This window comes from Micromonospora sp. A202 (genome assembly GCF_006715105.1).
Taxonomy (GTDB): Bacteria; Actinomycetota; Actinomycetes; order Mycobacteriales; family Micromonosporaceae; genus Micromonospora; species Micromonospora zamorensis.
Window position 1 is genome coordinate 521043 of sequence record NZ_VFMP01000001.1, and the last position, 23856, is coordinate 544898.

Annotated in this window: 21 protein-coding genes; 10 read left to right on the plus strand and 11 right to left on the minus strand. The window is 71.6% G+C overall.

The features are described from left to right. The first annotated feature begins 44 nt into the window (after window positions 1-44). Window positions 45-722 carry a GPP34 family phosphoprotein gene (locus FBZ33_RS02530; protein ID WP_088946163.1) on the plus strand — a complete coding sequence of 226 codons (678 nt, stop codon included), beginning with the start codon at window positions 45-47 and terminating at the stop codon, window positions 720-722. A gap of 193 nt (window positions 723-915) precedes the next feature. Here FBZ33_RS02530 and FBZ33_RS02535 read toward each other — a convergent pair whose 3' ends face one another. Further along, window positions 916-2583, minus strand: a complete 1668-nt coding sequence (locus tag FBZ33_RS02535) for a phospho-sugar mutase (protein WP_141907864.1) — start codon at window positions 2581-2583, stop codon at window positions 916-918. 48 nt (window positions 2584-2631) lie between these two features. Beyond that, a complete protein-coding gene (locus FBZ33_RS02540) occupies window positions 2632-4704 on the minus strand; it encodes a serine/threonine-protein kinase (protein ID WP_141907865.1) in 2073 nt (690 codons plus the stop codon). A 206-nt stretch (window positions 4705-4910) separates the two neighbouring features. Here FBZ33_RS02540 and FBZ33_RS02545 point away from each other — a divergent pair, with 206 nt between their 5' ends. Further along, window positions 4911-6494 (plus strand): methylmalonyl-CoA mutase, encoded by a 1584-nt coding sequence (locus FBZ33_RS02545; RefSeq protein WP_088946165.1) that lies wholly within the window; start codon window positions 4911-4913, stop codon window positions 6492-6494. A 438-nt stretch (window positions 6495-6932) separates the two neighbouring features. Next, window positions 6933-8192 carry an amidohydrolase gene (locus FBZ33_RS02550; RefSeq protein ID WP_141907866.1) on the plus strand — a complete coding sequence of 420 codons (1260 nt, stop codon included), beginning with the start codon at window positions 6933-6935 and terminating at the stop codon, window positions 8190-8192. Here the strand turns inward: FBZ33_RS02550 and FBZ33_RS02555 are convergent. Continuing rightward, window positions 8149-9111, minus strand: coding sequence for a DUF4349 domain-containing protein (locus FBZ33_RS02555; RefSeq protein WP_141907867.1), 963 nt, complete (start codon window positions 9109-9111; stop codon window positions 8149-8151). The genes FBZ33_RS02550 and FBZ33_RS02555 overlap by 44 nt on opposite strands. 93 nt (window positions 9112-9204) lie before the next feature. Between FBZ33_RS02555 and FBZ33_RS02560 the strand changes: the two genes are divergently transcribed. From FBZ33_RS02560 to FBZ33_RS02575, 4 genes are all read left to right on the plus strand, one after another. Further along, on the plus strand, window positions 9205-9837 hold the full coding sequence (locus tag FBZ33_RS02560) for an MBL fold metallo-hydrolase (RefSeq protein WP_099850457.1): 633 nt from the start codon (window positions 9205-9207) through the stop codon (window positions 9835-9837). A gap of 4 nt (window positions 9838-9841) precedes the next feature. Then, window positions 9842-10867 (plus strand): hypothetical protein, encoded by a 1026-nt coding sequence (locus FBZ33_RS02565; RefSeq protein WP_141907868.1) that lies wholly within the window; start codon window positions 9842-9844, stop codon window positions 10865-10867. Between the two features lie 104 nt (window positions 10868-10971). Next, window positions 10972-11706 (plus strand): hypothetical protein, encoded by a 735-nt coding sequence (locus tag FBZ33_RS02570; protein ID WP_088946170.1) that lies wholly within the window; start codon window positions 10972-10974, stop codon window positions 11704-11706. 61 nt (window positions 11707-11767) lie between these two features. Then, the gene (locus tag FBZ33_RS02575; protein ID WP_141907869.1) at window positions 11768-12727 is read left to right on the plus strand and encodes a GNAT family N-acetyltransferase; all 960 of its coding nucleotides are present in this window, start codon (window positions 11768-11770) and stop codon (window positions 12725-12727) included. Between the two features lie 75 nt (window positions 12728-12802). Here the strand turns inward: FBZ33_RS02575 and FBZ33_RS02580 are convergent, their stop codons facing one another. Beyond that, window positions 12803-13258 (minus strand): gamma-glutamylcyclotransferase, encoded by a 456-nt coding sequence (locus FBZ33_RS02580; RefSeq protein WP_088946172.1) that lies wholly within the window; start codon window positions 13256-13258, stop codon window positions 12803-12805. A gap of 106 nt (window positions 13259-13364) precedes the next feature. Between FBZ33_RS02580 and FBZ33_RS02585 the strand changes: the two genes are divergently transcribed. After that, window positions 13365-14768 carry an NAD(P)H-quinone dehydrogenase gene (locus FBZ33_RS02585; protein WP_141907870.1) on the plus strand — a complete coding sequence of 468 codons (1404 nt, stop codon included), beginning with the start codon at window positions 13365-13367 and terminating at the stop codon, window positions 14766-14768. On the opposite strand, the gene FBZ33_RS02590 is transcribed toward FBZ33_RS02585, so the two are convergent. From FBZ33_RS02590 to FBZ33_RS02605, 3 genes are all read right to left on the minus strand, one after another. Continuing rightward, a complete protein-coding gene (locus tag FBZ33_RS02590; RefSeq protein WP_088946174.1) occupies window positions 14725-15366 on the minus strand; it encodes a DUF998 domain-containing protein in 642 nt (213 codons plus the stop codon). The genes FBZ33_RS02585 and FBZ33_RS02590 overlap by 44 nt on opposite strands. 140 nt (window positions 15367-15506) lie before the next feature. After that, a complete protein-coding gene (locus FBZ33_RS02595) occupies window positions 15507-15839 on the minus strand; it encodes a helix-turn-helix domain-containing protein (RefSeq protein WP_141907871.1) in 333 nt (110 codons plus the stop codon). Window positions 15840-15960: 121 nt separating this feature from the next. After that, a complete protein-coding gene (locus FBZ33_RS02605) occupies window positions 15961-16584 on the minus strand; it encodes a DedA family protein (RefSeq protein WP_141907872.1) in 624 nt (207 codons plus the stop codon). A 523-nt stretch (window positions 16585-17107) separates the two neighbouring features. On the opposite strand from FBZ33_RS02605, the gene thrS reads away from it, so the two are divergent. Next, window positions 17108-18325 carry a threonine--tRNA ligase gene (gene thrS, locus FBZ33_RS02610; protein WP_141907873.1) on the plus strand — a complete coding sequence of 406 codons (1218 nt, stop codon included), beginning with the start codon at window positions 17108-17110 and terminating at the stop codon, window positions 18323-18325. Between the two features lie 39 nt (window positions 18326-18364). On the opposite strand, the gene FBZ33_RS02615 is transcribed toward thrS, so the two are convergent. The 4 genes from FBZ33_RS02615 to FBZ33_RS02630 all read right to left on the minus strand — a co-directional run bounded on the left by FBZ33_RS02615 (window position 18365) and on the right by FBZ33_RS02630 (window position 23199). Beyond that, window positions 18365-20290, minus strand: coding sequence for an ABC transporter ATP-binding protein (locus FBZ33_RS02615; RefSeq protein ID WP_370453068.1), 1926 nt, complete (start codon window positions 20288-20290; stop codon window positions 18365-18367). Window positions 20291-20490: 200 nt separating this feature from the next. Continuing rightward, on the minus strand, window positions 20491-22224 hold the full coding sequence (locus FBZ33_RS02620; RefSeq protein ID WP_088946176.1) for an ABC transporter ATP-binding protein: 1734 nt from the start codon (window positions 22222-22224) through the stop codon (window positions 20491-20493). Beyond that, on the minus strand, window positions 22218-22700 hold the full coding sequence (locus FBZ33_RS02625) for a MarR family winged helix-turn-helix transcriptional regulator (protein ID WP_088946177.1): 483 nt from the start codon (window positions 22698-22700) through the stop codon (window positions 22218-22220). The genes FBZ33_RS02620 and FBZ33_RS02625 overlap by 7 nt, the downstream gene beginning before the upstream one ends. 25 nt (window positions 22701-22725) lie before the next feature. Next, a complete protein-coding gene (locus tag FBZ33_RS02630) occupies window positions 22726-23199 on the minus strand; it encodes a DoxX family membrane protein (protein WP_255509101.1) in 474 nt (157 codons plus the stop codon). 55 nt (window positions 23200-23254) lie between these two features. Here FBZ33_RS02630 and FBZ33_RS02635 point away from each other — a divergent pair, with 55 nt between their 5' ends. After that, complete coding sequence (locus tag FBZ33_RS02635; protein ID WP_141907875.1) at window positions 23255-23812, plus strand: TetR/AcrR family transcriptional regulator; 558 nt, start codon at window positions 23255-23257, stop codon at window positions 23810-23812. The last annotated feature ends 44 nt before the right edge of the window (window positions 23813-23856 follow it).

A 23856-nucleotide genomic window follows, 5' to 3' on the forward strand; every position in this document is an offset into this window, starting at 1 on the left:
GGGTCCGTGCGCGGTGGTGCGCGGACCCGCTACCGTCTCGGGCCATGACTGGTGTTGCGCTCGCCGAGGAGTTGCTGCTCCTCGCCTACGACGACACGACCGGCAAGGCGACCATGCCGCGGATCAGCCTGGACCTCGGCATGGCCGCCGCGGTGCTGGTCGAGCTGGCCATCGCCGGCCGGATCGCGTACGCCGAAGGGTCGTTGACCGTGGCCGACCCGACGCCGACCGGCGAACCGGTCGCCGACGAGGTGCTGAGCCGGATCGCGGCCGACACCCCGCACACCCCGGCCTCCTGGGTGCAGCGCCTGCGGCACGGCCTGCGGGACCGGATCCTCGGTGACCTGTGCAGCCAGGGTGTGGTCCGCGACGTCGACGAGACCGAGCTGGGCTTCATCCACGTGCACCGTTACCCGGTGGTGGACGCCTCCGTCGAGGCGGAGACCCGGCAGCGCCTGGCCGAGGCCCTGACCGGCGCGGCGGCCCCGGACGAGCGGACCGCCGCGCTGGCCACTCTGGTGGTGGTGCTGCGGATGGAGTCGGCGCTCGGGGTGGACGGTGAGACCGCCGCCGACGCGCGCCGCAGGCTGGAGGCGATCGCCACCGGCGCCGGCTTCTCCGGCGAGGTGAGCACCGACGACTCGGTGGTCCGCCCGTCGGTCGGCCTGGTCGTCGCGGCCCTGGGTCGCGCCGTCGACCAGGCCCTCGGCCCTCGCCGCTGACCGTCGGCCCTCGCCGCTGGCCCCGCCGCTGACTCTCGGGACCCGCTCGACGGGCCCTTTGCTCTGCACCCACCCAGGCACCACGGTGCCGGGCCCTCGGCAGGAGTCGGGCGCGGAGGACCGCTGTTCATTCGTGGCGCTTCCGCGGGTGCAGAGCAAAGGGCGAACCTGTCATGGGTGGGCGCTGCGGGGTTCAGATGCCAAGGGCCGCGCTGACCTCAGCGCGGAGCGCGGCGACGGCCGACGCCGCCCTGCTGCGGGCCGTCCGGACGTCACCGTCCACGACCGGTTCCACCACCTCGAGGTACGCCTTGAGCTTCGGTTCCGTCCCGGAGGGCCGGATCACCACCCGGGCGGCCGCGGTACGCAGGATCACCACGTCCGACTCGGGCAACAGGTCCCGGACGCTGTCCACCGGCTGCCCGAGCAGGGTCGTCGGGGTGTCCGCCCGGATCCTGGCCATCGCGTCGGTGATCAACCGCAGGTCGTGCACCCGGGCGGAGAGCTGGTCGGTGTGGTGCACGCCGAACTCGGCGGCCAACTCGTCGAGCCGGTCGGTCAGCGTCCGACCCTGTGTCTTCAGGCCGGCGGCCAGCTCGGCCACTGTCAGCGCCGCCGTGATGCCGTCCTTGTCCCGCACGTGCGCCGGTGCGACGCAGTAGCCGAGCGCCTCCTCGTAGCCGAAGACCAGGGGCGTGCTCCCGCCGCCGGCCCGCACGATCCACTTGAAGCCGGTCAGCGTCTCGTCGTAGGGCAGGCCCCGGGCCGCGCACATCGCGCGCAGCAGTGACGAGGACACGATGGTGGTCGCGTAGAGCCCGGTCACCCCGCGCCGCATCAGGTGGTCGGCGAGCAGCACCCCCACCTCGTCGCCGCGCAGCATCCGCCAGCCGTCGTGCCCGTCGCGGACGACCACCGCGCAACGGTCGGCGTCCGGGTCGTTGGCGATGGCGAGGTCCGCGCCGGTGGAGTCGGCCAGGGCTATCAGCCGGTCCACCGCCCCCGGCTCCTCCGGGTTGGGGAACGACACGGTCGGAAACGCCGGGTCCGGCTCGGCCTGGTCGGGGACCACGCCGGGCACCGGGAAACCGGCGCGGGCGAAGGCGGCGGTGAGGACCGCCGCGCCCACCCCGTGCAGAGGGGTGTACGCCACCGTCAGGTCCCGTGGCCCTTCCGGGTCGATCACGGCGGTGGCCTGTTCGACGTACGAGGCGGTCAGGTCGTCGCCGAGCACCTGCCCGGGTGGGCCCAGCGGCACCTCAGTCAGCGGGCCGACCGATCGGATGGCCGCCTCGATGCCGGCGTCGGCGGGCGGCACGATCTGGGCGCCCCAGCCCAGTTCACCGCCCAGCTCCGCGCCGAGGTAGACCTTGTAGCCGTTGTCCTGGGGTGGGTTGTGGCTGGCCGTGACCATCACACCGGCGACTCCGCCGAGGTGGCGCACCGCGTACGCCAGCACCGGGGTGGGCAGCGGGCGGGGCAGCAGCAGCGCCGGTCGACCCGCCCCGGTGGCCACCTGGGCGGTGCGCTCGGCGAACTCCCGGGAGCCGTGCCGAGCGTCGTACCCGATCACCAGGGGGCCGGTGCCGCCCTGGGCCGCGAGCCAGCCGACCAGGCCGGCAGCGGCCTGGGTGACCACGGCGAGGTTCATTCCGTTCGGGCCGGCGCGCAGTGGGCCGCGCAGGCCCGCGGTGCCGAAGGTCAGCGGGCCGGCGAACCGGTCGGCCAGCTCCGGCGCGCTCGCCGGCAACCGGTCGAGCACCGCCGTCAGCTCGTCCCGGCTGGCCGGGTCGGGGTCGTCGGCCAGCCAGCGCCGGGCTTGCTCGCGAATGTCGTCGATGTCAGTCGTGTCCGCCGCCATGCCCCTTGATAGCACGGCGGCGGATCACCGCTGTCGGTTCCCTCCGGCTCAGCCGTCCCCGGTGAGCTGGAACGTACGCACCATCTCGTCGAAGATCGGCTTGCTCTCCGCGAACTTGGTGTCCGTCGAGGTCAGGTAGAACGAGTACGCCTTGCCGCCCTCGGCCACCCCACGCCAGACGCCGTGCCGCATGGCGTCGCCCTCGCCGCAGGTGTATTCGAACTCGGCGGCCGGCTTGCTGGCCAGCTCGGTCTCGGTGGCGCTGACCTGCTGGTACGGCTTGACGCAGGAGGTGCTCCTGGTCTTGAGGCCGTTCTCCGCCGTCTCCGCCCAGCGGTTGGAGTCGCTGGACCACTTCTCGGTGATGATGCGCACCTTGCGGCCGCTGTCCTCCGGGTCGATGTAGTCGGTGTAGGAACCGCCGGTGGCCTTCTTCCAGCCCTTCGGCACCATGAGCTGGATGCCGCGGGCGGTGTGTTCCTGCATCTCGACGCTCGGCACCGCTGCGGCGGACGGGGTGGGCTGCGCCTGGGGAGTGCTCGGCGGGGCGTCGTCGTCGCCGCCGGAGAGCGCCACCACGGTGAGCAGCAGCACGACGGCCAACCCGCCGGCCGCGGCGAGCTGCACCTTGCGTGGCCAACCCTTGACGGTGCTGACGAGCTGGCCACCGGTGGCGCGGACCTTGCCCAGAGCGCCGCCGCCGTCACCGGCGGAAGCGGCGGGCGACGTGGCCCAGGGTTGGCCGGTGCCCGGCACCGACCACTGGTTGCCGCCACCGTAGGTGCCGCCGATGCGCTGGGTGGCCTGCGGTGCGCCGCCGTAGCCGACCTGCTGAGTGGCACCGGCCGGGGTGCCGTAGGTGACCCGCTGGGTGGCGTCCGGGTGCGCGCCGGCGTCCACCCGCTGGGTGGCGTCCGCGTTGCCGCCGTAGGCGCGGCCAGCGGACTGTCGGCCGGGTGGGGGCATCGCGCCGGTGGGTGTGTGCAGCGGGCCGGCCAACGCGTCGGCGCTGGTCTCGTCGAGCCCGGTGGCGCCGGCAGTGCCGGTCGGCTCCGGGCGTTCGCCCCGGCTCAGCGCCGCCAGCCGGTCGGTCAGGGACTCACCGGGGGCCAGCATGGCGGGCCCGCCGATCTGGCTGTCCGGCTTCGACTCCGACTGGGGCGGCGGCAGGACGGGCACCGGGCGCTGCTGCACCGGCACCACGTTGTACGGGTCGGTGACCGAGTGCACGGCGGTCGCGGTGCTGCCCAACGGGCCGGCGAGCAGCTCGCGCAGCATGGCCCGGGCGGTGTGCACGTCCAACCGGCGCGCCGGGTCCTTTTCCAGCAGACCCATCAGCACCCGGGTCAGCGGGCCGCTGCGCTGCGGTGGGGCGGGCGGGTCCTCGACCACGGCGTGCATGGTCTCGATCGGGTCGCCCTTGTCGAACGGGGGGCGTCCCTCGACCGCTGTGTAGAGCGTCACACCCAGCGAGAAGAGATCGCTCGGTGGCCCGAACTCCTGACCCATGGCGCGCTCGGGCGAGATGAAGTGTGGTGAGCCGAGCACCATGCCGGGGGTGGTGAGCTGGACGTCGGTGGGCATCCGGGCGACCCCGAAGTCGGTCAGCACGCAGCGCCCGTCGGTGCAGATCAGCACGTTGGCGGGCTTCACGTCCCGGTGCAGCACACCGATCGCGTGTGCGACCTCCAACGCGCCGAGCAGCGCGATGCCGATCTTGGCGACGGCCCGGGGTGCCACCGGACCGTCCTCGATCACCATGTCGGCGAGGCTGCGGGCGTCCAGCAGCTCCATCACGATCCACGGCCGGCCGGCCTCGGTGACCACGTCGTACACCTGCACCACGGCGGGGTGCTGGATGGCGGCGGCGGCGCGGGCCTCGCGCAGGGTGCGTTCGTACATGGCGTCGCGGTCGCTGGGGGCCAGACCAGGAGGAAGGACGACCTCCTTCACCGCCACGTCACGGCGCAGCAGGGTGTCTGTGGCACGCCACACCGTGCCCATGCCGCCGTTGCCCACGGAGGACCGCAGCGAGTACCGGCCACCAATAGTGGTGCCGGGCGCCGCTCGTCCGTTGGCGGGACTAACTGGTCCGCCGCTCCACGTCGGGATCTGAGTCACAGAAAAGCCACCGGGGGAAATCGAGGGGGGCTGGGACACAACCCCCCTATCTTGCTGGTTCCGACGCCCGATGCGAAAGCTGACGCGGCGGACGTTTATCGAAGTCGACAGAACGTGCCCTGTCGTTCACCTGGTGTCGACCGGTCGGGACGCACTGTGCGGTATCCCTCACGCGAGGGTGTGGCCAGGCGTCCTACCATCCGGGGATGAGTGAACGGCGGTCAAGCGAGTCCGGTTTCCCGATCAACGGCGTCTACACCGAGGCCGACCTTCCGGAGGACCTGGACTCCCGGCTGGGCAGCCCCGGCGAGTTCCCGTACACCCGGGGGGTCTACCCCACGATGTACACCTCCCGTCCGTGGACCATGCGCCAGTATGCCGGCTTCGGCACCGCCACCGAGTCCAACGCGCGCTACCACCAGCTGTTGCGGGCCGGCACGATGGGCCTCTCGGTCGCCTTCGACCTGCCGACCCAGATGGGTTACGACTCCGACGAGCCGATCGCGCACGGCGAGGTCGGCAAGGTGGGCGTCGCCATCGACTCCATCGAGGACATGCGGCTGCTCTTCGCCGACATTCCGCTGGACAAGGTCTCCACCTCGATGACCATCAACGCGCCCGGCTCGGTGCTTCTGCTGCTCTACCAGCTCGTCGCCGAGGAGAACGGGGTGCCCGGCACGGCGCTCAACGGCACGATCCAGAACGACATCCTCAAGGAGTACATCGCCCGGGGGACGTACATCTTCCCGCCGAAGCCGTCGCTGCGCCTGGTGGCCGACACGTTCGCGTACTGCCGCAAGGAGGTGCCGAAGTGGAACACCATCTCCATCTCCGGCTACCACATGGCGGAGGCCGGCGCGACGCCCGCGCAGGAGATCGCGTTCACCCTGGCCAACGGCGTGGAGTACGTGCGGGCGGCGCTGGCCGCCGGGCTCGCCGTGGACGACTTCGCGCCCCGGCTGTCGTTCTTCTTCGTGGCCCGCACCACACTGCTGGAGGAGGTGGCGAAGTTCCGCGCCGCCCGGCGGATCTGGGCCCGGCTGATGCGCGACGACTTCGGCGCCAAGGATCCGAAGTCGATGATGCTGCGCTTCCACACCCAGACCGCCGGCGTGCAGCTCACCGCGCAGCAGCCGGAGGTGAACCTGGTCCGGGTGGCGGTACAGGGGTTGGGCGCGGTGCTCGGCGGCACCCAGTCGCTGCACACCAACAGCTTCGACGAGGCGATCGCTCTGCCCACCGAGAAGGCGGCCCGGCTCGCGCTGCGGACCCAGCAGGTGCTGGCGTACGAGACGGACCTGACCGCCACCGTCGACCCGTTCGCCGGCTCGTACGTGGTGGAGGCGATGACCGCCGAGATCGAGGCCGCCGCCGTCGAGTTGATGGAGCGGGTGGCCGACCACGGCTCGGCGGTGGACGCGATCGAGGCCGGGTTCCAGAAGCGGGAGATCGAGCAGTCCGCGTACCGGATCGCCCAGGAGATCGACTCGGGCGAGCGGGTGGTCGTCGGGCTCAACCGGTTCACCGTGGACGAGGAGGAGCCGTACGAGCCGCTGCGGGTCGACCCGACGATCGAGGCGGCCCAGGCTGACCGGCTGGCGCGGCTGCGCTCCGAGCGGGACGCCGACGAGGTGACCCGGACCCTCGCGGATCTGAGGGCCGCCGCCGAGGGCACCGACAACGTGCTCTACCCGATGAAGGCGGCGCTGCGGGCCCGGGCGACAGTGGGTGAGGTCTGCGGGACGTTGCGCGAGGTGTGGGGGTTGTACCGGCCCACCGATCGCTTCTGACCGTCGCTGGCCGGGACGGCGTGTGTCCGTCCGGTTCAGCGGGTACCCCTTCGGCCACGGACGCACACAGTGTGCGCCCGTGGTCGACGCGTGCGTGTGAGCGTCCTTATCCGGTCGTCGCGGAGTGTGGTCGGCTAATTGTCGGAGTGTCAGTTCACCACCCCGACTAATGCGACAATTTGCAACAGGTCCCGGAGTGGCCTCCGGAATCGCGACCGCCACGGTTGGTTACGCGTTGTAGGAGGTGAGGGGCGCATGACGGCATTCGAGCACGATCTACCTGCTATCCCGCACATCTCCGAGCGCCCTCAGCAGGGCATACGTGACGCTACGCGGTCTGATCATCACCGTAACGAGGTTGCGCAGCGTCACCGCCGGAGGTCTAGGCTGTCTGCTGTCCCCGATGATCCATCCATCTCTAGTGATCGAGAATTCGACGTGACGAGTGCGTTGACGCTGCCCACTGGTGGCCAGCTGGCGTCGTCCTGGCCGGAGACGCCAACCGGGTCCCAGCCCCTTCCCCGCGACCTGGACCACCTCCTCGCCCTCCGGGTACCGGGGCTCATCGCCACGCGCCGTCACCTCCACTCGCACCCCGAGCTCTCCGGCACGGAGTTCGAGACGGCGGCCCTGATCGCCCGGGAGCTCTCGCTGGCCGGGCTGCACCCTCGGCTGCTGCCCAAGGGCAACGGCGTGATCTGCGACATCGACGGCCGCCCCGACGGCCCGGTCGTCGCGCTGCGCGCCGACATCGACGCCCTGCCGCTGGACGACATCAAGGACGTGCCGTACCGCTCCACCGTGGAGGGCGTCTGCCACGCCTGCGGCCACGACGTGCACACCACGATCATGCTCGGCGTCGGTATGTTGCTGGCCCAGCTCGCCGACCTCGGCGAGCTGGACGGCCGGGTCCGGTTGATCTTCCAGCCGGCCGAGGAGATCCTGCCCTGCGGCTCGCTGGAGGTCATCGAGGCGGGCGGCCTGGACGACGTGGTGCAGATCTTCGCGCTGCACTGCGACCCGAACCTGCCGGTGGGTCAGGTCGGCCTGCGGGTCGGCCCGATCACGGCGGCTGCCGACAACGTCACGGTCCGGCTCTCCGGGCCGGGCGGTCACACCGCCCGTCCGCACCTGACCGTCGACCTGGTCGACGCGCTCGGCCGGTTGATCACCGAAGTGCCCGCCCTGGTCAGCCGCCGGGTGCCGGCCAACAGTGGCCTGCTGCTGGTTTTCGGCCACGCCTCGGCCGGCACCCGTTACAACGTCATCCCCTCCGAGGCGAGCGCCTCCGGCACCCTGCGGGTGATGGACCGCGACACCTGGGAGCAGGCTCCCAAGATCGTCGCTCAGGTCGTCCGGGACGTGATCGCCCCGACCGGCGCGACGGTCGACCTGGAATACCTTCGCGGCCGGCCGCCGGTGAGCAACGACTCGCGGGCCATCCAGGTGCTCACCGCCGCCACCGGCGCCGCGCTCGGCCCGCAAGGGATCGCCGAGACACCGCAGAGCATGGGCGGCGAGGACTTCTCCTGGTATCTGGAGTACGTCCCCGGCGCCCTCGCCCGCCTCGGTGTGGGCCGCTCCGGCCCCAACGTCGACCTGCACCGGGCAAGCTTCGACGTGGACGAGCGGGCCATCCCGGCCGGCGTACGCGTCATGGTGCAGACCGCGCTGCGGGCACTGGCGGCGGCGCGCTGACCGGACCGACCAGAGCCGGGATCTTCCGTCGCCGGCGCAACACCACCAGCAAGACCCCCAGGGGTACGCCGAGCGCCACCAGCCACGGCAGCAGCGCGCCCAGCACGGTCAGCAGGACGGTCAACGAGGCGACGAACGCCTTCCAGCCGCCCTTGAGCCCGACCAGGAAGCCGGTCTCGGCCTTCTCGTCGGCGGCCTTGGCGGCCGGCCCGGCCAGCGACACGGTGATCGTGGACAGGGCGGTCAGGTCGGCCAGGCGTCGCTTCTTGGCCTCCAGCGACGCCAGGTCGGCCTCCCGGCGACCCAGCTCGTTCTCCAACGACACCAGGTCGGTGATCGAGGTGGCGCGGGTCAGCAACCGGCGGGCGCTGTCCACCCGGGCCCGCTGACTGGTGATCCTGGCGTCCAGGTCGACGGTCTCCTCGGTGACGTCCTGGGTGTTGATCTCCCGGTTCTGCTGCCGACCCAGCTTCGCGACCTCCTCCACCACGCCGGCGAACTTCGGCGCCGGCACTCGCAACTGCAGCTCCGCCACCGCGTCGGCGTCGGCGCTGCGCCGCTGGTCGCCCCCGATGAAGCCACCGGCCCGAGTGGCTATGGCGGTGGTCTCGCGGGCCGCCGCGTCCACATCGTCCACCTGCACGCGCATCGTTCCGGTGTAGATGATCGCCCGTTGGTCGACCCGCAGGTCCGCTGCGCCGGCTCCGGCCGCACCCGCCGCGTCCGCGGCGGTGTCCCTGTTCGCCTCGCCGGCCTTTGCTGGCGCCTCGGCCGCCGAGCCCGCGGAATCCTTCGACCCGCTGTCGTCGCCGGCGCCGCATCCCGTCAGCACCAGCGTCGCCGCCAGCGTCGTCGCCGCCAGCAGTGTGCCGTGGCGTCGTACCACCTTTCCGTCCATCCCCGCTCCCATCGTCGTCATCCGGTGTGGCGATAGCTCGGACGCTGCGCACGCGTCGGCTGGTTCCGGCAGACTGCGCTGAGGACGTCACGATTCGATAATCGAGGAGTCACGATGCGGCTCACCAAGTACGCCCACTCCTGCCTCCGCGTGGAGCACGACGGGGGAGTGCTCGTCATCGACCCCGGCATGTTCAGCGATCCAGCGGTGGCTCTGGACGGTGCGGACGCGGTGCTGATCACCCACGAGCACCCCGACCACCTCGACCTGGCGGCGGTGCGCCTGCAGCTCGACCGGCAACCGTTCCCGATCCACGGGCCCGCCTCGCTCGCCGAGGCCCTGGGCGACGCGGCCGAGGCACTGCACCCGGTCACCGCCGGTCAGTCGTTCACCGCCGCCGGGGTCGCCGTCCGCGCGTACGGAGGGCGGCACGCGGTGATCCACCCGGACATCCCGGTGGTGGACAACCTCGGTTACCTGATCAACGACGCGGTCTACCACCCGGGCGACTCACTGGTGGTGCCCGACGAGACACCCGTCGACACGCTCTTCGCGCCGATCCACGCCCCCTGGTCGAAGTTCTCCGAGGTGCTCGACTTCATTCGGGCTGTCGCGCCGCGGCGCGCGTACGCCCTGCACGACGCCCTGCTCAACGAGAACGGGCTGGGTGTGCTCAACCGGCAGTACACGGCGATGTCCGGCACCGAGTACCAGCGACTGGAGCCCGGTAGCCGGGTGGACGTCTGACCCGATGCCCGGCCCCTCGACGGAGCTGGTGCAGCAGCTCTACCGCACCCCACCGGACCGGTTCGTGGCCGCCCGGGACGCCGCCGTGGCCGACGCCCGCCGAGCCGGCGACCCGAGCACCGCGCGACAGTTGGCCCGGCTCCGTCGCCCGACGGTGGCCGCCTGGCTGGTGAACCTGCTCGCCATCAGGCGCCCCGAGCTGGTCGCCGACCTGGTCGAGCTCGCCGACGAGCTGCGCACCGCCCAGCGGGAGCTGCGTGGCCCCCGGCTGCGGGAGTTGTCCGCGCAGCGTCGGGCGGTGGTCGGTGCCCTGGTCGCCGAGGTCCGCAAGCTCGCCGCGGCGGAGCCGGACGCGCCACCGGCGGGTCGACTGCCGCTGGCCGAGGTGGAGGCGACCCTCAACGCGGCGTTCTCCGACGCCGAGGTCGCCGAGCAGGTCCGGGCCGGCCGCCTGCTCCGGGCGGCCAGCTACGCGGGTTTCGGCGAGGTGCCCCGCCCACAACTGCGGCTGGTCACCGGCGACGACGAGGAGCCGGAGGAGGAGCGCCCGGCCCGCCGCCCCGGTGCCCAGCGGGCGCGCTCCGAGCCGGCGACCCGCACGGACCGGGCAGCACCGGGCACGGACCGGGCCGCCTCCCGCAAGGACCGGGCAGCGGGGCGCGCCGAGCAGGCCGAGCGGGCTGCGCAGCGGGCGGCCCGCGCCGAGCGGGCCCGGCAGCGCCGTGCCCTGGAACGGGAGCTGGCCCTGGCCCAGGCCGACCAGAAGCGCGTCGAGGCCGAGCTGACCGAGGCGACCGGGCAGGAGCGGGACGGCGTTGCCGTACTCGACGGGATCGAGGCCGAGCTGGCCGAGCTGGAGCGGCGGCGGGCGGTCGCCGAGCAGGATCTCAGCCGCGCCAAGCTGGCTCGGCGTGCCGCGGAACGAGCGGTCACCGTGGCTCGGCGGCGCGCGGGTGAGGTGGAGGGGGCCATCGAGGCGCTGGCGGCCGAAGAGGGGGATGCGGACGGGGGCGCTGGCGCGGCAGACTGACCATCGATGGACGACTACGGGTGTGCGGACCGTCCACGGCGGGTGACCCCGGATCGGGGAGTCGTCGTGGGCGACGGATCGGGCTGATCGACTGTGGTGCGCGAATGACACCGGAGCAGGCCGCTGCGGCCAGCAAGCCAGTCGTGCTCGACCTCGGCGACGCGTTCAGCCGGGACCCGGTCACGTTGCGCCGGGCCCGGTTGCTCGGCATCTCCGGCTGGGCCTTCTACATCGGTGGTCGGGCCGGTGCCCTCGGCGATGTGCGGGCCGAGACGGCCGCCGCCGCTCTCGGCTTCATCGCCCCGGACGCGGTCGCCGACGGTTGGGACGCCGCGGGCCGGGTCGTGCCCCCGTTCGAGGTGGCCGCCGCGAGCCTCGCCGAGTGCTGTCGGTGGGGGGCGCAGCAGCTCGGCGCTCTGCCCGGCACCGAACGCCTGGCGACACTCGTGGAGCGGGCGGTGGTCGCCGCGGACGCCAGCGGGATGCCGCTCTTCGCCGCGTGGCGGGCCATGCCCCTGCCGGACCTCTCCCCGGGTGCCCGCACCGCCGCCGGGCTGCGGCTGCTCCGCGAACACTTCACCGGCGCCTACCTGTTGGCGGTGCGCGCCGCCGGGATGACCCCGCTGGAGGCCGTGCTGTCCGGGCCGGAGGGGGAGGCCGGGGCGGTGGCCTGCGGCTGGTCGCCTCCGTACCCGCCGATCGGGCCGCTGGTGCGTCGACGACTCTGGGCGGAGGCCGTGACCAACAGACTGGCCGCGCCGGCGTTCACGGCCCTCGGCCCCGCCGACGGCAACGAGTTGGTCGAGTTGCTGCACCGCACCCGGGCCCACCTCGCCTGAGCCTCCCGCTGGCGAAAAAATGGGCGGCGCCCGACGGGGTCGGCTGCCAGGATGTTCTGCCGTGACTCTTCCCGCTGGTTGGACAACGCGCAGGCCCACCCTCGACGACGTGCCCGCGATCCTGGCGGTGGTGCACGCCGCCGACACCTTCGCCATTGGCCATCCCGACTTCGATGCCGAGGACGTCGCCGCGTCACTGACCGCCCCCTACTTCGACCCGGACCGGGATTCCTGGCTGGCGGTCGACCCGGAGGGCGATGTGGTCGGCTGGGCGACTGTGGACAACCCCACCGGGGTCGGCCGGGAGTTCGTGGAGATCTACGTCGACCCGGTACGCGCCGCGACCGTCCGGGCTCCGCTGCTGGCCCGACAACTGGACCGGGTCGCCGAGCGCGCCGCCGACCGGGGGCTGCCGTCGCTCACCGTCCGTTGCTCGGTCTTCGCGCCGGAACGTGACTGGGAACGGAGCCTGCGCGACGTCGGGTTCACCCTGGTCAAGAGGTACGTCCGGATGAGCGGGCCGCTGACCGACCTGCCCGAGCAGCCCGCCGGGCCGTCCGGTGTGACGGTGCGGCAGGTACGCCCCGACGACGAGGCCGACCTGCGGGAGTTCCACCGCATCACCGAGACCGCCTTCGCCGACACCGCCGATCACGAGCCGGTGTCGTACGAGCGGTGGCGGGCCCGGATCGGTGACCTGAACGCCTGGGACGAGTGGTTCGTCGCCGAGGTGGACGGGGTGCCGGTCGGCGCGTTGCAGTCCTCGGACCAGGCGCTCGACCAGCAGCAGGGCTGGGTGAAGAGCCTGTCGGTGCTGTCCGCGTACCGTCGCAGGGGTGTGGGTGCGGCGCTGCTGCGCCGCGCCTTCGCCCGCTACGCCGAGAAGGGGCGGCAGTCCGTCGGACTGGGTGTGGACCTCACCAACCCGACCGCCCCGTTGTCGTTGTACGAGTCGGTGGGCCTGCGCGAAACCCTGTGGATCGACATGTACGAGCTTTCCGTCCCGGCCGCCGGTGTGTGATTGACGACCCCGGTCGGGCCCGACCGACGATCCGGTCGACGGCGGTAGCAGACTGGGAGCGTGCGATACGCGCTGCTACGCCGATGCGGTGCCGGTGGGGCGGGACCGCAGCTCGGTGACGTAGTCGTCCGGGGCGCCCGCCTTCTCGGCGGCGTTCGCGATCTCGGACAGATACCACGAGGTCGGAAGGCCGCCCTCGTACCCGTTGAAGACGTAGATCCACGCGGTCACGTCCCCGTCGAGGGTGGAGACCCGGACGTGCAGCTTGCGGTACGTGCCGGCGGTCACCCCCTCGAGCTCGTCGAGCTGACCCGCGTCGTAGGGGTGGATGTCGTAGAGCGCCACGAAGACCCGGTCACCGGGAGACTCGACCAGGGTGCTCACCGCGCCCTCCCAGCCGATCACGTCAGCCCCGGCGAAGGTCAGCCGCCAGCCTTCCAACCAGCCGGTGCCCACCATCGGCGAATGCGGACAGTAGGCGCGCATCCGGGCGGGATCGAGATTTGAGCCGTAGGCGGCGTGATGACGCACGGCGATGACGATAGCCCGGCGGACGGGTGGGGGAGAATACGACAGTGCGTGTCGAATGCGCTCAGGAGAAGAAAGTCACTGTGAGCATGGACGAAGGGCGAACGCTGTGAGCCGGATCGTGATCATCGGTGGGGGGCCGGCCGGGTACGAGGCGGCCCTGGTCGCCGCCCAGCTGGACGCCGATGTCACAGTGGTGGAGGCCGACGGTGCCGGTGGGGCCTGCGTGCTCTCCGACTGTGTGCCGTCGAAGACCTTCATCGCCAGCTCGCAAGTGGTGACCGGTTACCGCGACACCGAGGAGTTCGGTGTGCACTCGGATGGCCTGGAGGCGGTCACCGTCGACGCCCGGGCGGTGCACGAGCGGGTCAAGCGGCTGGCGTTGGCGCAGTCCGCCGACATCCACGCCAAGCTGCTCAAGGCGGGCGTCACCTTCGTGGCCGGCACCGCGCGGCTCGGCGAGGATTCCCTCGGGCACACCCACCGGGTCGTCGTCACCCCCTCCGACGGGGGCGAGGAATACTCCATCGCCGCGTCGACAGTGCTGGTGGCCACCGGCTCGACACCCCGCCAGTTGCCCACCGCCGTACCGGACGGTGAGCGCATCCTGACCTGGCGCCAGGTGTACGACCTACCGGAGCTGCCCGAGCACCTGATCGTGGTCGGCTCCGGTGTGACCGGCGCGGAGTTCGCCAGCGCGTACCTGGCGATGGGGGTCCAGGTCACCCTGGTCTCCAGCCGGGACCGGGTGATGCCGCACGAGGACGCCGACGCCGCGTCCGCCATCGAGCGGGTGTTCCGCAACCGGGGCATGGAGATCCTCAACAACTCCCGGGCCGACGCGGTCCGGCGTACCGCCGACGGTGTCGAGGTGGAGCTCTCCGACGGCCGCAAGGTGACCGGTTCGCACGCGCTGATCACGGTCGGGTCGATCCCGAACACGGCCAACCTGGGCCTCGCCGAGTACGGGGTGGAGCTGGGCCGGGGCGGCTACGTGACAGTCGACCGGGCCTCCCGGACCAACGTGCCCGGCATCTACGCCGCCGGCGACTGCACCGGCGTGCTGCTGCTGGCCAGTGTCGCCGCCATGCAGGGCCGGATCGCCATGTGGCACGCGCTCGGCGAAGCCGTTCGCCCGCTGCGGCTGCGTACGGTCGCGGCGAACGTCTTCACCGACCCGGAGCTGGCGACCGTGGGTGTCTCGCAGGACGAGGTGGACGCGGGCAAGGTGCCGGCCCGGCAGGTGATGCTGCCGCTGTCCGGCAACGCTCGGGCCAAGATGGACGACCTCTCGGACGGCTTCGTGAAGCTGTTCTGCCGGCCGGCGAGCGGTCAGGTGGTCGGCGGTGTGGTGGTCGCCCCGAAGGCCAGCGAGCTGATCCTGCCCATCACCATGGCGGTGGAGAACAACCTGACGGTCAACGAGCTGGCCCAGACCATCACCATCTACCCGAGCCTCTCCGGCTCGATCACCGAAGCAGCACGCCAGCTGATGCTCCACGAGCTGGAGTAACCCGCCGGGTCTGGGTTACCGCCACCGTGGCCAGGACGGCTACCTCGGTGAGGATGAGGAGGCGTTCGGCCAGGCCGATGAGCATTCGGTCGCCGGGGTAGGCGGACCAGATCATCGCCGCCGCCAGGGCGAGGCTGAGCAGGACGAGGGTTCGTAGCGTCCGGGCGGCGGGGGTCAGGGCCGGCCGGCGGGCGAGCAGCCAACCGCTGACCGGGAGTGCCAGGAACGCGACGACCGAGGCGTACCGGTGCAGGTAGGCGGCGGTGGTCATGGCGGTGCCCGGCTCGTTCGTCGGCACCACGGCGGCCAGCAGCAGGCCACCCACCCATGCGCCGAGCAGCAGCTCGGCCGTTCGAGCCGAGCGCGATCGGGGTGGGTCGGCGCGGCGCAGCCCGTACAGCAGCGCCACAGTGGCGAGCGCGAGCACCACCATGGCGACGTCGATGACGCCGCCTCGGTCGGAGACCGCGAAGTCGCTGATGGTCAACGCCCACGGGTTGAGGTCGTCGTTGACCTCGAGGTGGCCGATCACGGTGAGCAGCGCCGCCAGGGCGATCCCGCCCAGGGCCAGCAGGCCGGTACTCCGGGTAACAGGCATGCCTCAGCCTGTCGCCGCGGGCACCCCAGCCGAATCCGGGACAGCCACCGAAATCGTCCCCCGGGACCACCCCTAGAGGCAACGGCGTCATTGGTCCCGTGCGGCGGCAAGCTCCGAGCCCTGAGATGACCTACACCAGGTCAAGCGACGTTCAGGTGGATGTTCCCGATGCGGGCGACGATGTCGAGGTGACCGCCCAGGCCGGTGACGTAGGCGCGGAGGGTTTCCAGGCTGGTGTGCTCGCCATTCTCGATCTGGCTGATCCTCGCCTGGGACAACCCCGCCGCTTCAGCTAGTTGGGTCTGCGTCATCCCCAGCTGCTTGCGGATCTCTGCCAGCTGCGCGCCGCTGACCGATGCCAGCATCTGCTCACGCTGCTGAGCCCGCCGGGCAGCCCGGTCCGGATGCTCCCAGGACGGATCGAGCTCCCGGGCCTTCGCCTTGACGTCCCGCCAGTCAGCTCCACCGGTCATCTTTGCGTTTCCTTCAGGCTGGAGAGGTGCTCCTGGAAGCGGTCATCCGCCAACGGCACCGCCGTCTTGTACCACATGCAGTCGATATAAGCAGAGCTTATACCCGTTGGTCTGGCGACACTCAGTCGATGGGGACTTTGACGACTGCTGCGGCGGCGCGGGCGTGGCGGGCGCTGACCAGTGTCATCGCCCATCCGGCTGCGGCGAACCCGCCTGCGGCGGCGGTGGCGATGATGGCCAACCGCCAGGCCGACTCGGTGAGAGCGGTGCCGCCCAGGTGCCCGACCATCGCGCCGTAGGTGGCCCAACCCAGCGCGGCGATCGCCTCGTAGAGCACGAACAGACGGTACGGGTAGCGGCTGCGCCCGGCCGAGAAGCAGGCCGCCATCCGGCCGCCGGGCACGAACCGGCAGAGCAGGATGACCAGCGGCCCGGGTTGTCGCAGCCCCTGGGTCACCCGACTGGCCACTCGGCGGGCGCGGCTCAGTTCGGCGTGCCGGGGTGGCCGCCGGTCCGGTGCGCTGCGCCCGAGCAGGTAGCAGGCCAGGTCGCCGGCGAACACGCCGAGCGCGCCGACGGCGATGGTGACCGGCAGGCTGAGCCCCCCGTAGACGGTGAGGGCGCCACTGGTGATCATGACGATCTGAGTGGGGATCACCGGCACGAAGGCGTCCGCGATCAGCAGAGCGAGCAGCACCAGGTACGCCCACGTCGGCGATGCGACGTCAGTCAGTAGTTCGGGCACGCCTGCCACCTCGCCGGATGCGGCCGATTGGGTGTCTTGAGCCTGACGGCGTGTCCGCCGTCACCGTGGACGGCCCTGGCCCGTCGTGACCGTCGACACGGCCAGGCCACCCAGGTACAACGAGGCGAACCGGCCTCGGGTGACGGGTCCGGTGGCCGTCCCAACCGTCCCGGAGCGGTCGGCGGATCGGCGTTCGTCGGCGTACCGTTGTCGGCGCGGCCACGCCCGTCGGGTCCCCCGTTCCTGACGTTTCGGGCCGCCAGGGCCGCCGGCGGGTCCCGCGCCGGCGGCCCACCCCCTGCGCGCTCTCCCGCTGTCGTAATTCAGGTGCGTCCTGGACCGCCTGAGACGTAGCATCGCGGCATGCGCAGTGCGGTAGTGGTGACCACGACGCCGGGTGTCCCCGGCGCGCCGCTCTGACGTAACCACCGTCGACCAGGCCCCGGGGCGATCCGCCCCGGATGGCCGCGCGGCGTTCGGTGTCCAGGTCGCCTCCGGGTCGTACCCGATCCAGGAGCCCGACATGATCGACCACCGCAGGCTCGGCCGTGAGCTGGACCTCTTCGTCTCCGATCCGCTGGCCGGCGCCGGCCTGCCGATCTGGCTGCCGGCCGGCGCCGCCGCCCGGCACGCCGTCGAGGAGTACGTCCGGGAGTTGGAGCGTCGCTCCGGCCACCAGCACGTCTACTCGCCGCCGTTGGGCAAACGCGAACTCTTCGAACTCTCCGGGCACCTCGGCTACTTCGCCGACGACATGTTCCCGCCGATGCGGCTCAGCGCCGACGACGAGTTCGTGCTCCGACCGGCGCTCTGCCCGCACCACGCGCTGGTGTTCCGGGCTCGGGGCCGCTCCTACCGGGAGTTGCCGCTGCGGATCGCGGAGCTGGGCGGGATGTACCGCTCGGAGCGCTCCGGGGTGCTCGGTGGGCTGTCCCGGGTACGCGCCATCTCGCTCAACGACGCGCACACCTTCTGCGCGCCCGAACAGGTGGGCGCGGAGGTCGCGGAGATCCTCGGGCTGATCCGTGCCGCGCACGCCGCGCTCGGCGTCCGACCGGCCGGGTTCCGGCTGTCGTTGCGCGGGCCGGGCGAGAAGTACGTCGGCGACGACGCGCAGTGGGCCCGTGCGGAGGACCTGCTCCGCGCCGCGCTGGCCGGGATGGCGTACGTCGAGGCGCCCGGGGAGGCCGCCTTCTACGGACCGAAGATCGACATTCAGATCGTGGACGCGGCCGGCCGGGAGTCGACCATCTCCACCATCCAACTCGACTTCGACAAACCCGAGCGGTTCGACCTGTCGTACACCGGTGCCGATGGCAACCGGCATCAACCGGTCATGCTGCACCGCAGCCTGGTCGGCAGCATGGAGCGGCTGTTCGCGTACCTCATCGAGGTGCACGAGGGCGCCTTCCCGGCCTGGTACGCGCCCGTCCAGCTGGTGTTGCTGCCGGTCGACGACGGTCAGGCGGACGCGGCGGCGGACCTGGCCCGGAGGGCCGCCGACGCCGGCCTGCGGGTCGAGGTCGACGCCGCCGGCTCGCTGGGTTCCCGGATCCGGGACGCGGCCCGCCGCCGCGTCCCGTACCTCGGGGTGTTGGGTGCCCGGGAGGCCGCCGATGGTCGTCTCGCGCTGCGCCTGCGCGGCGGCCGCGCCCTGGACCCGATGCCCGCCGAAGCCGCGCTCGCCCTGATCGGCGGGCAGGTCGCCGCTCGCGCGACCGACCTGCTGCCGTCGGACTGACCCGCCCACCGATCGTCTCGCGCGCACGGCCGCCCGACCTCAGACCGACGCCGGTTGGGCGGCCGGTTCCTCGTCGACCACCGCACCGGTGAACTGGGAGCGGTAGAGCCGGTGGTACGCGCCCTTGGCGGCGAGCAACTGCTCGTGGGTGCCCTGTTCGACGATCCGGCCGTTCTCCATCATCAGGATCAGGTCGGCGTCTCGGATGGTGGAGAGCCGGTGCGCGATGACGAAGCTGGTCCGGTCCGAACGCAGCGCGGCCATCGCCCGCTGGAGCAGCACCTCGGTGCGGGTGTCCACCGAGCTGGTGGCCTCGTCGAGGATCAGCAGGGACGGTTCGGCGAGGAACGCGCGGGCGATGGTGATGAGCTGCTTCTCGCCGGCGCTGACGTTGCTGCCCTCCTCGTCGATGACCGTGTCGTAGCCGTCGGGCAGGCTGCGCACGAACCGGTCCACGAAGGTGGCCCGGGCCGCCGCGAGGATCTCCTCCTCGGTGGCGTCCGGCCGCCCGTAGGCGATGTTGTCCCGGATGGTGCCGCCGAAGAGCCAGGTGTCCTGGAGCACCATGCCGATCCGGCCGCGCAGGTCGTCGCGGCGCATCGTCGTGATGTCCACCCCGTCGAGGGTGATCCGGCCGGCGTCCAGCTCGTAGAAGCGCATGACCAGGTTGACCAGGGTGGTCTTGCCGGCGCCGGTCGGGCCGACGATGGCCACCGTGTGCCCCGGCTCGGCGACCAGCGACAGGTCGTCGATCAGCGGCTTGTCGGCCTCGTAGCGGAACGAGACGTGCTCGAACTCGACCCGACCGTGCGGGTCGGCGACCCGGGCGGGTTCGACCGGGTCGGGCGTCTGCTCGTCGGCGTCGAGCACCGCGAACACCCGCTCGGCCGAGGCCACCCCGGACTGGAGCAGGTTGGCCATCGACGCGAGCTGGGTGAGCGGCTGGGTGAACTGGCGGGAGTACTGGATGAACGCCTGCACGTCGCCGAGGCTCATGGTCCCGGAGGCGACCCGCAGCCCGCCGACCACGGCGATCGCCACGTAGCTCAGATTTCCGATGAACATCATCGACGGCATGATGATCCCGGAGACGAACTGCGCCCCGAAGCTGGCGCGGAACAACTCGTCGTTCTTCGCGTGGAACGCGGCCTCCACCTCACGCTGCCGGCCGAAGACCTTCACCAGCTCGTGACCGGTGTACGCCTCCTCGATCTGACCGTTCAGCTCACCGGTGTGCGTCCACTGGGCGATGAACTGCTTCTGCGAGCGTTTGGCGATGCGCTGGGTGACCAGCACCGACAGGGGCACCGCGACCAGGGCCACCAGGGCCAGCAGCGGCGAGATCCAGAACATCACGGCCAGCACGCCGACCACGGTCAGCAGCGAGGTGAGCAGCTGGCTGAGGGTCTGCTGGAGGCTGGTGGAGATGTTGTCGATGTCGTTGGTGACCCGGCTCAGCAGCTCGCCGCGCGGCTGCCGGTCGAAGTAGGGCAGCGGCAGCCGGTTGAGCTTCTCCTCCACCTCGGCTCGCAGCCGCAGCACGGTGCGCTGGACCACTCCGTTGAGCAGCCAGCCCTGCCACCAGGAGAGCAGGCTCGCGGCCAGGTACAGCCCGAGGGCCAGCAGCAGCACCCGCTTCAGGGCGTTGAAGTCGATGCCCGTCCCGGGCACCACGTCCATCCGGGCCAGCATGTCGGCGAAGCTGTCGTTGCCGCTGGCCCGGGCCGCGGCAACGGCCTGGTCGGCGGTGGTGCCGGCGGGCAGTTGCCGGCCGATCACGCCCGTGAAGATCAGGTCGGTGGCGTGGCCGAGGATCTTCGGCCCGGCGACGCTGAACCCGACGCTCACCACCGCGAGCGTGATGATCGCGGCCAGGTGCAGCCGGTGTGAGCGCAGGCGGCCGAGCAACCGGCGGGCCGAGGGCCCGAAGTTCATCGACTTCTCGGCGGGCATCCCGGCGCTCATCCATCCCGGGCCACCGCGCTGACCGCCGGGTGGCAGCCGCTTCGGCGTCGCCGCGCCACCGCCGGTCTCCGGCGCGGTTTCCCCGCCGGGTTGCTGCGCGGGTCCCCCGCCGGGTTGCTGCGCGGTCTCATCCGGTGTCCGTCCGTCGCCGGCCGGCTTCTGACTGGGTACGGCCGGGGTACGCCTGTTGTCGGGCTCGCTCATGCCGCCACCTCCGCCGTCTGCTGGGAGGCCACGATCTCGGCGTACGTCGGGCAGGTCTCCAACAACTCGGTGTGTCGTCCCACTCCGACGACCCCTCCGTCCTCAAGAACGATGATCTGGTCGGCGTCGATGATCGTGGAGACCCGTTGGGCGACGATCACGACTGCGGACTGCGCGGTGACCGGCCGCAGTGCCGCTCTCAGCCGCGCGTCGGTGCCCAGGTCGAGCGCGGAGAACGAGTCGTCGAAGAGGTAGATCTCCGGTTGCCGGACCAACGCCCGCGCGATGGCCAGGCGCTGCCGCTGTCCACCGGAGACGGTGGTGCCGCCCTGGGCGATCGGTGCTTCCAGACCGCCCGGCATCTGGGCCACGAAGTCCCGGGCCTGGGCGATCTCCAACGCCGTCCAGAGTTCCTCGTCGGTGGCGTCGGGGTTGCCGTACCGCAGGTTGCTGGCGACCGTCCCGGTGAACAGGTACGGCCGCTGCGGCACCAGGCCGATACGCCGCCACAGCTCGTCCGGTGCCAACTCCCGCACGTCCACCCCGTCGACCAGCACCGCGCCCCCGGTGACGTCGACCAGACGGGGAATCAACGACAGCAGCGTCGTCTTGCCGGCGCCGGTGCTGCCGATGATCGCCGTGGTGGTGCCCGGGGTGGCCCGGAAGGAGATGTCCCGAAGCACCGGGTCGACCGCGCCCGGGTATTGGAAGCGCACCCCGCGCATCTCCAACTCGGCCCGGGTGGGCAGGTCGGTGACCGGCTCGGCGGCGGGGACCACAGAGGAGTCGGTGTCCAGCACCTCGGTGATCCGCTCGGCGCAGACCGCGGCCCGGGGCACCATCATCAGCATGAAGGTGGCCATCATCACGGCCATCAGGATCTGCATCAGGTATTGAAGGAACGCGGTGAGCGCGCCGACCTGGATGGCGCCGGAGTCCACGCGCTGTGCGCCGAACCAGAGCACCGCCACGCTGGAGACGTTCAGCACCAGCATGACCACCGGGAAGATCAACGCCATCAGCCGGCCGGTCCGCAGCGCGGTGGCGGTCAGGTCGGCGTTGGCGACGCCGAAGCGGTCCGTCTCGTACGGCTCGCGGACGAACGCGCGGACCACCCGGATGCCGGTGATCTGCTCGCGCAGCACCCGGTTGACCGTGTCGATCCGGGTCTGCATGAGCCGGAAGCCCGGCACCATCCGGCGGATGATCGCACCGAGCGTGATGGCCAGCACCGGCACGCTGACCAGCATCAGCCAGGACAGCCCGATGTCCTCGCGCAGCGCCATGAACACGCCGCCGACACTCATGATCGGCGCCGCGACGAGCATCGTGCAGCTCATCAGCACGAGCATCTGCACCTGTTGCACGTCGTTGGTGTTGCGGGTGATCAGCGACGGCGCACCGAACCGGGCCACCTCGCGGGCGGAGAAGCGGTTGACGTGCCCGAACAGCCTGGCGCGTACGTCCCGGCCGAAGCCCATCGCGACCCGCGCGCCGAGGTAGACCGCGGCGATCGAGCAGACGATCTGGATCAGGCTGACCAGCAGCATCCACCCGCCGGTGCGCACGATGTAGTCGGTGTCGCCGCGCGCCACGCCCTGGTCGATGATGTCGGCGTTGAGGCTGGGCAGGTAGAGCGAGGCCATGGTGCCCACGAACTGGAGCAGCACCACCGCCAGCAACGGTCGTTGGTAGGTGCGCAGTTGGCTGCGCAACAGTCGGATCAGCACGCCGGATCCTTCGGTTCGGTAGGGCGTCCGGTCATCCGCGGGTCGTCCCCGCTGCCGATGACCTCCAACAGGAACTCGCGGATCACCTGGGCCTTCACCGGGTCGGCGTCGACCGAGGTGAGCGGGCGTCCGGAGTGCATCAGTGCGCTGAGCGCGGACACTCGCTCCCGCCCGGCGGGGGTGAGGGCGAGTCGGACGCTGCGTCGGTCGCTGTCGTCGCGTTGCCGCTCGACGAGCCCTTCCCGGGCCAGCGTGTCCACGATGCCGGTGAGGGTCGCCGGGCGCACGAAGCCTTTCTCGGCGACCTCCCGGTGGGGCAGCTCGCCGTGTCGGGCGAGTGTCATCAGGGTGACCATGCCGGCCTGGGTGAGGCCATGCTCCTCGGCGAGGTAGCGGTTCCACCGCTGCCCGACCAGGTGCCCGGCCACCACCAGCAGCCGGCCGAGCGGCACGTCCTGGAGGGTCACGAGTTCCACGACCGGTAGATTAGCTCCCTGATAGTCAGGGCCCAAACGAAATTGCCGCAGCAGTGGTGACGAACACGATCTGCAGGACCGTGCGCTGTGCGAGCGGGGTGACGGGACGCCCGGCGAGGGTGAGCCTCCGGCGGGCGGCCGAGACGTTGGCCGGGAACATCGCCAGCATGAGCAGGGCGAGCCCGGCCGCCGCCACCCGGGCGGTCGCCGGGATCAGCAGGCCGACCGCGCCGACCAGCTCCAGCACGCCGGTGAGCGTGACCAGCAGATCCGGGCGGGGCAGCCGCGGCGGGACCATCGCGATCAGGTCCGCTCGGCGCTGACCGACGAAGTGCGCGACGGCGGTCAGCGCGAACATCACGGCCAGCCCGACCCGCAGTGCGGGATGCCAACCATCCAGTGCGGAGATGCCGGCCAGGCCGGCGAGTCGGGCCAGCGCGGTGCCGACGACCAGAGCGATCAGGGGTGCATCGAAAACCTCCTCGGTGAAACTTGTCAGTGACAAGATTGCGCGCCGGAGGAGCATCTTGTCAATGACAAGATAGGATTGGGGCATGACCGAGACGCGTGCGTACCATCACGGCGACCTGCGCCGCGCCCTGCTCGCCGCAGCTCTGGAGGCCATCGAGGAGGTCGGGCCCGCCGCGCTGAGTCTGCGCGACCTCGCCCGTCGGGCCGGTGTCTCGCACGCCGCGCCCGCGCACCACTTCGGCGACAAGGCGGGCCTGCTCACCGCGCTTGCCGCCCAGGGCTTCGACCTGCTGGCGCAGAAGCTCATCGAAGCGGACGACGTGCTGGAGGCCGGCGTCGCGTACGTCGACTTCGCCGTCACGCACCGCGCGTACTTCGAGGTGATGTTCCGGCCCGAGCTCTACCGGGCCGACGACGCCGAGCTGATCGCGGCCCGGGAGCGCTCCGGCGCCGCGCTCCGTTCCGGGGTGGCCACCCTGCCAACTGGTGGCGCCCCGGGTGACACCGACCGGGACGCGCTCGCCGCCTGGTCGATCGCGCACGGCTTCGCCACCCTCTGGCTGGCCGGCGCGCTGCCCGAGCGAGTGGGCGACAACCCCCGCACTGCGGCCCGCGAAGTCCTACGCCGCCTGGCCACCTAGCCCCTACCAGCGTCGATCATGGAGTTGAGGTGGGCGGTTCGCCC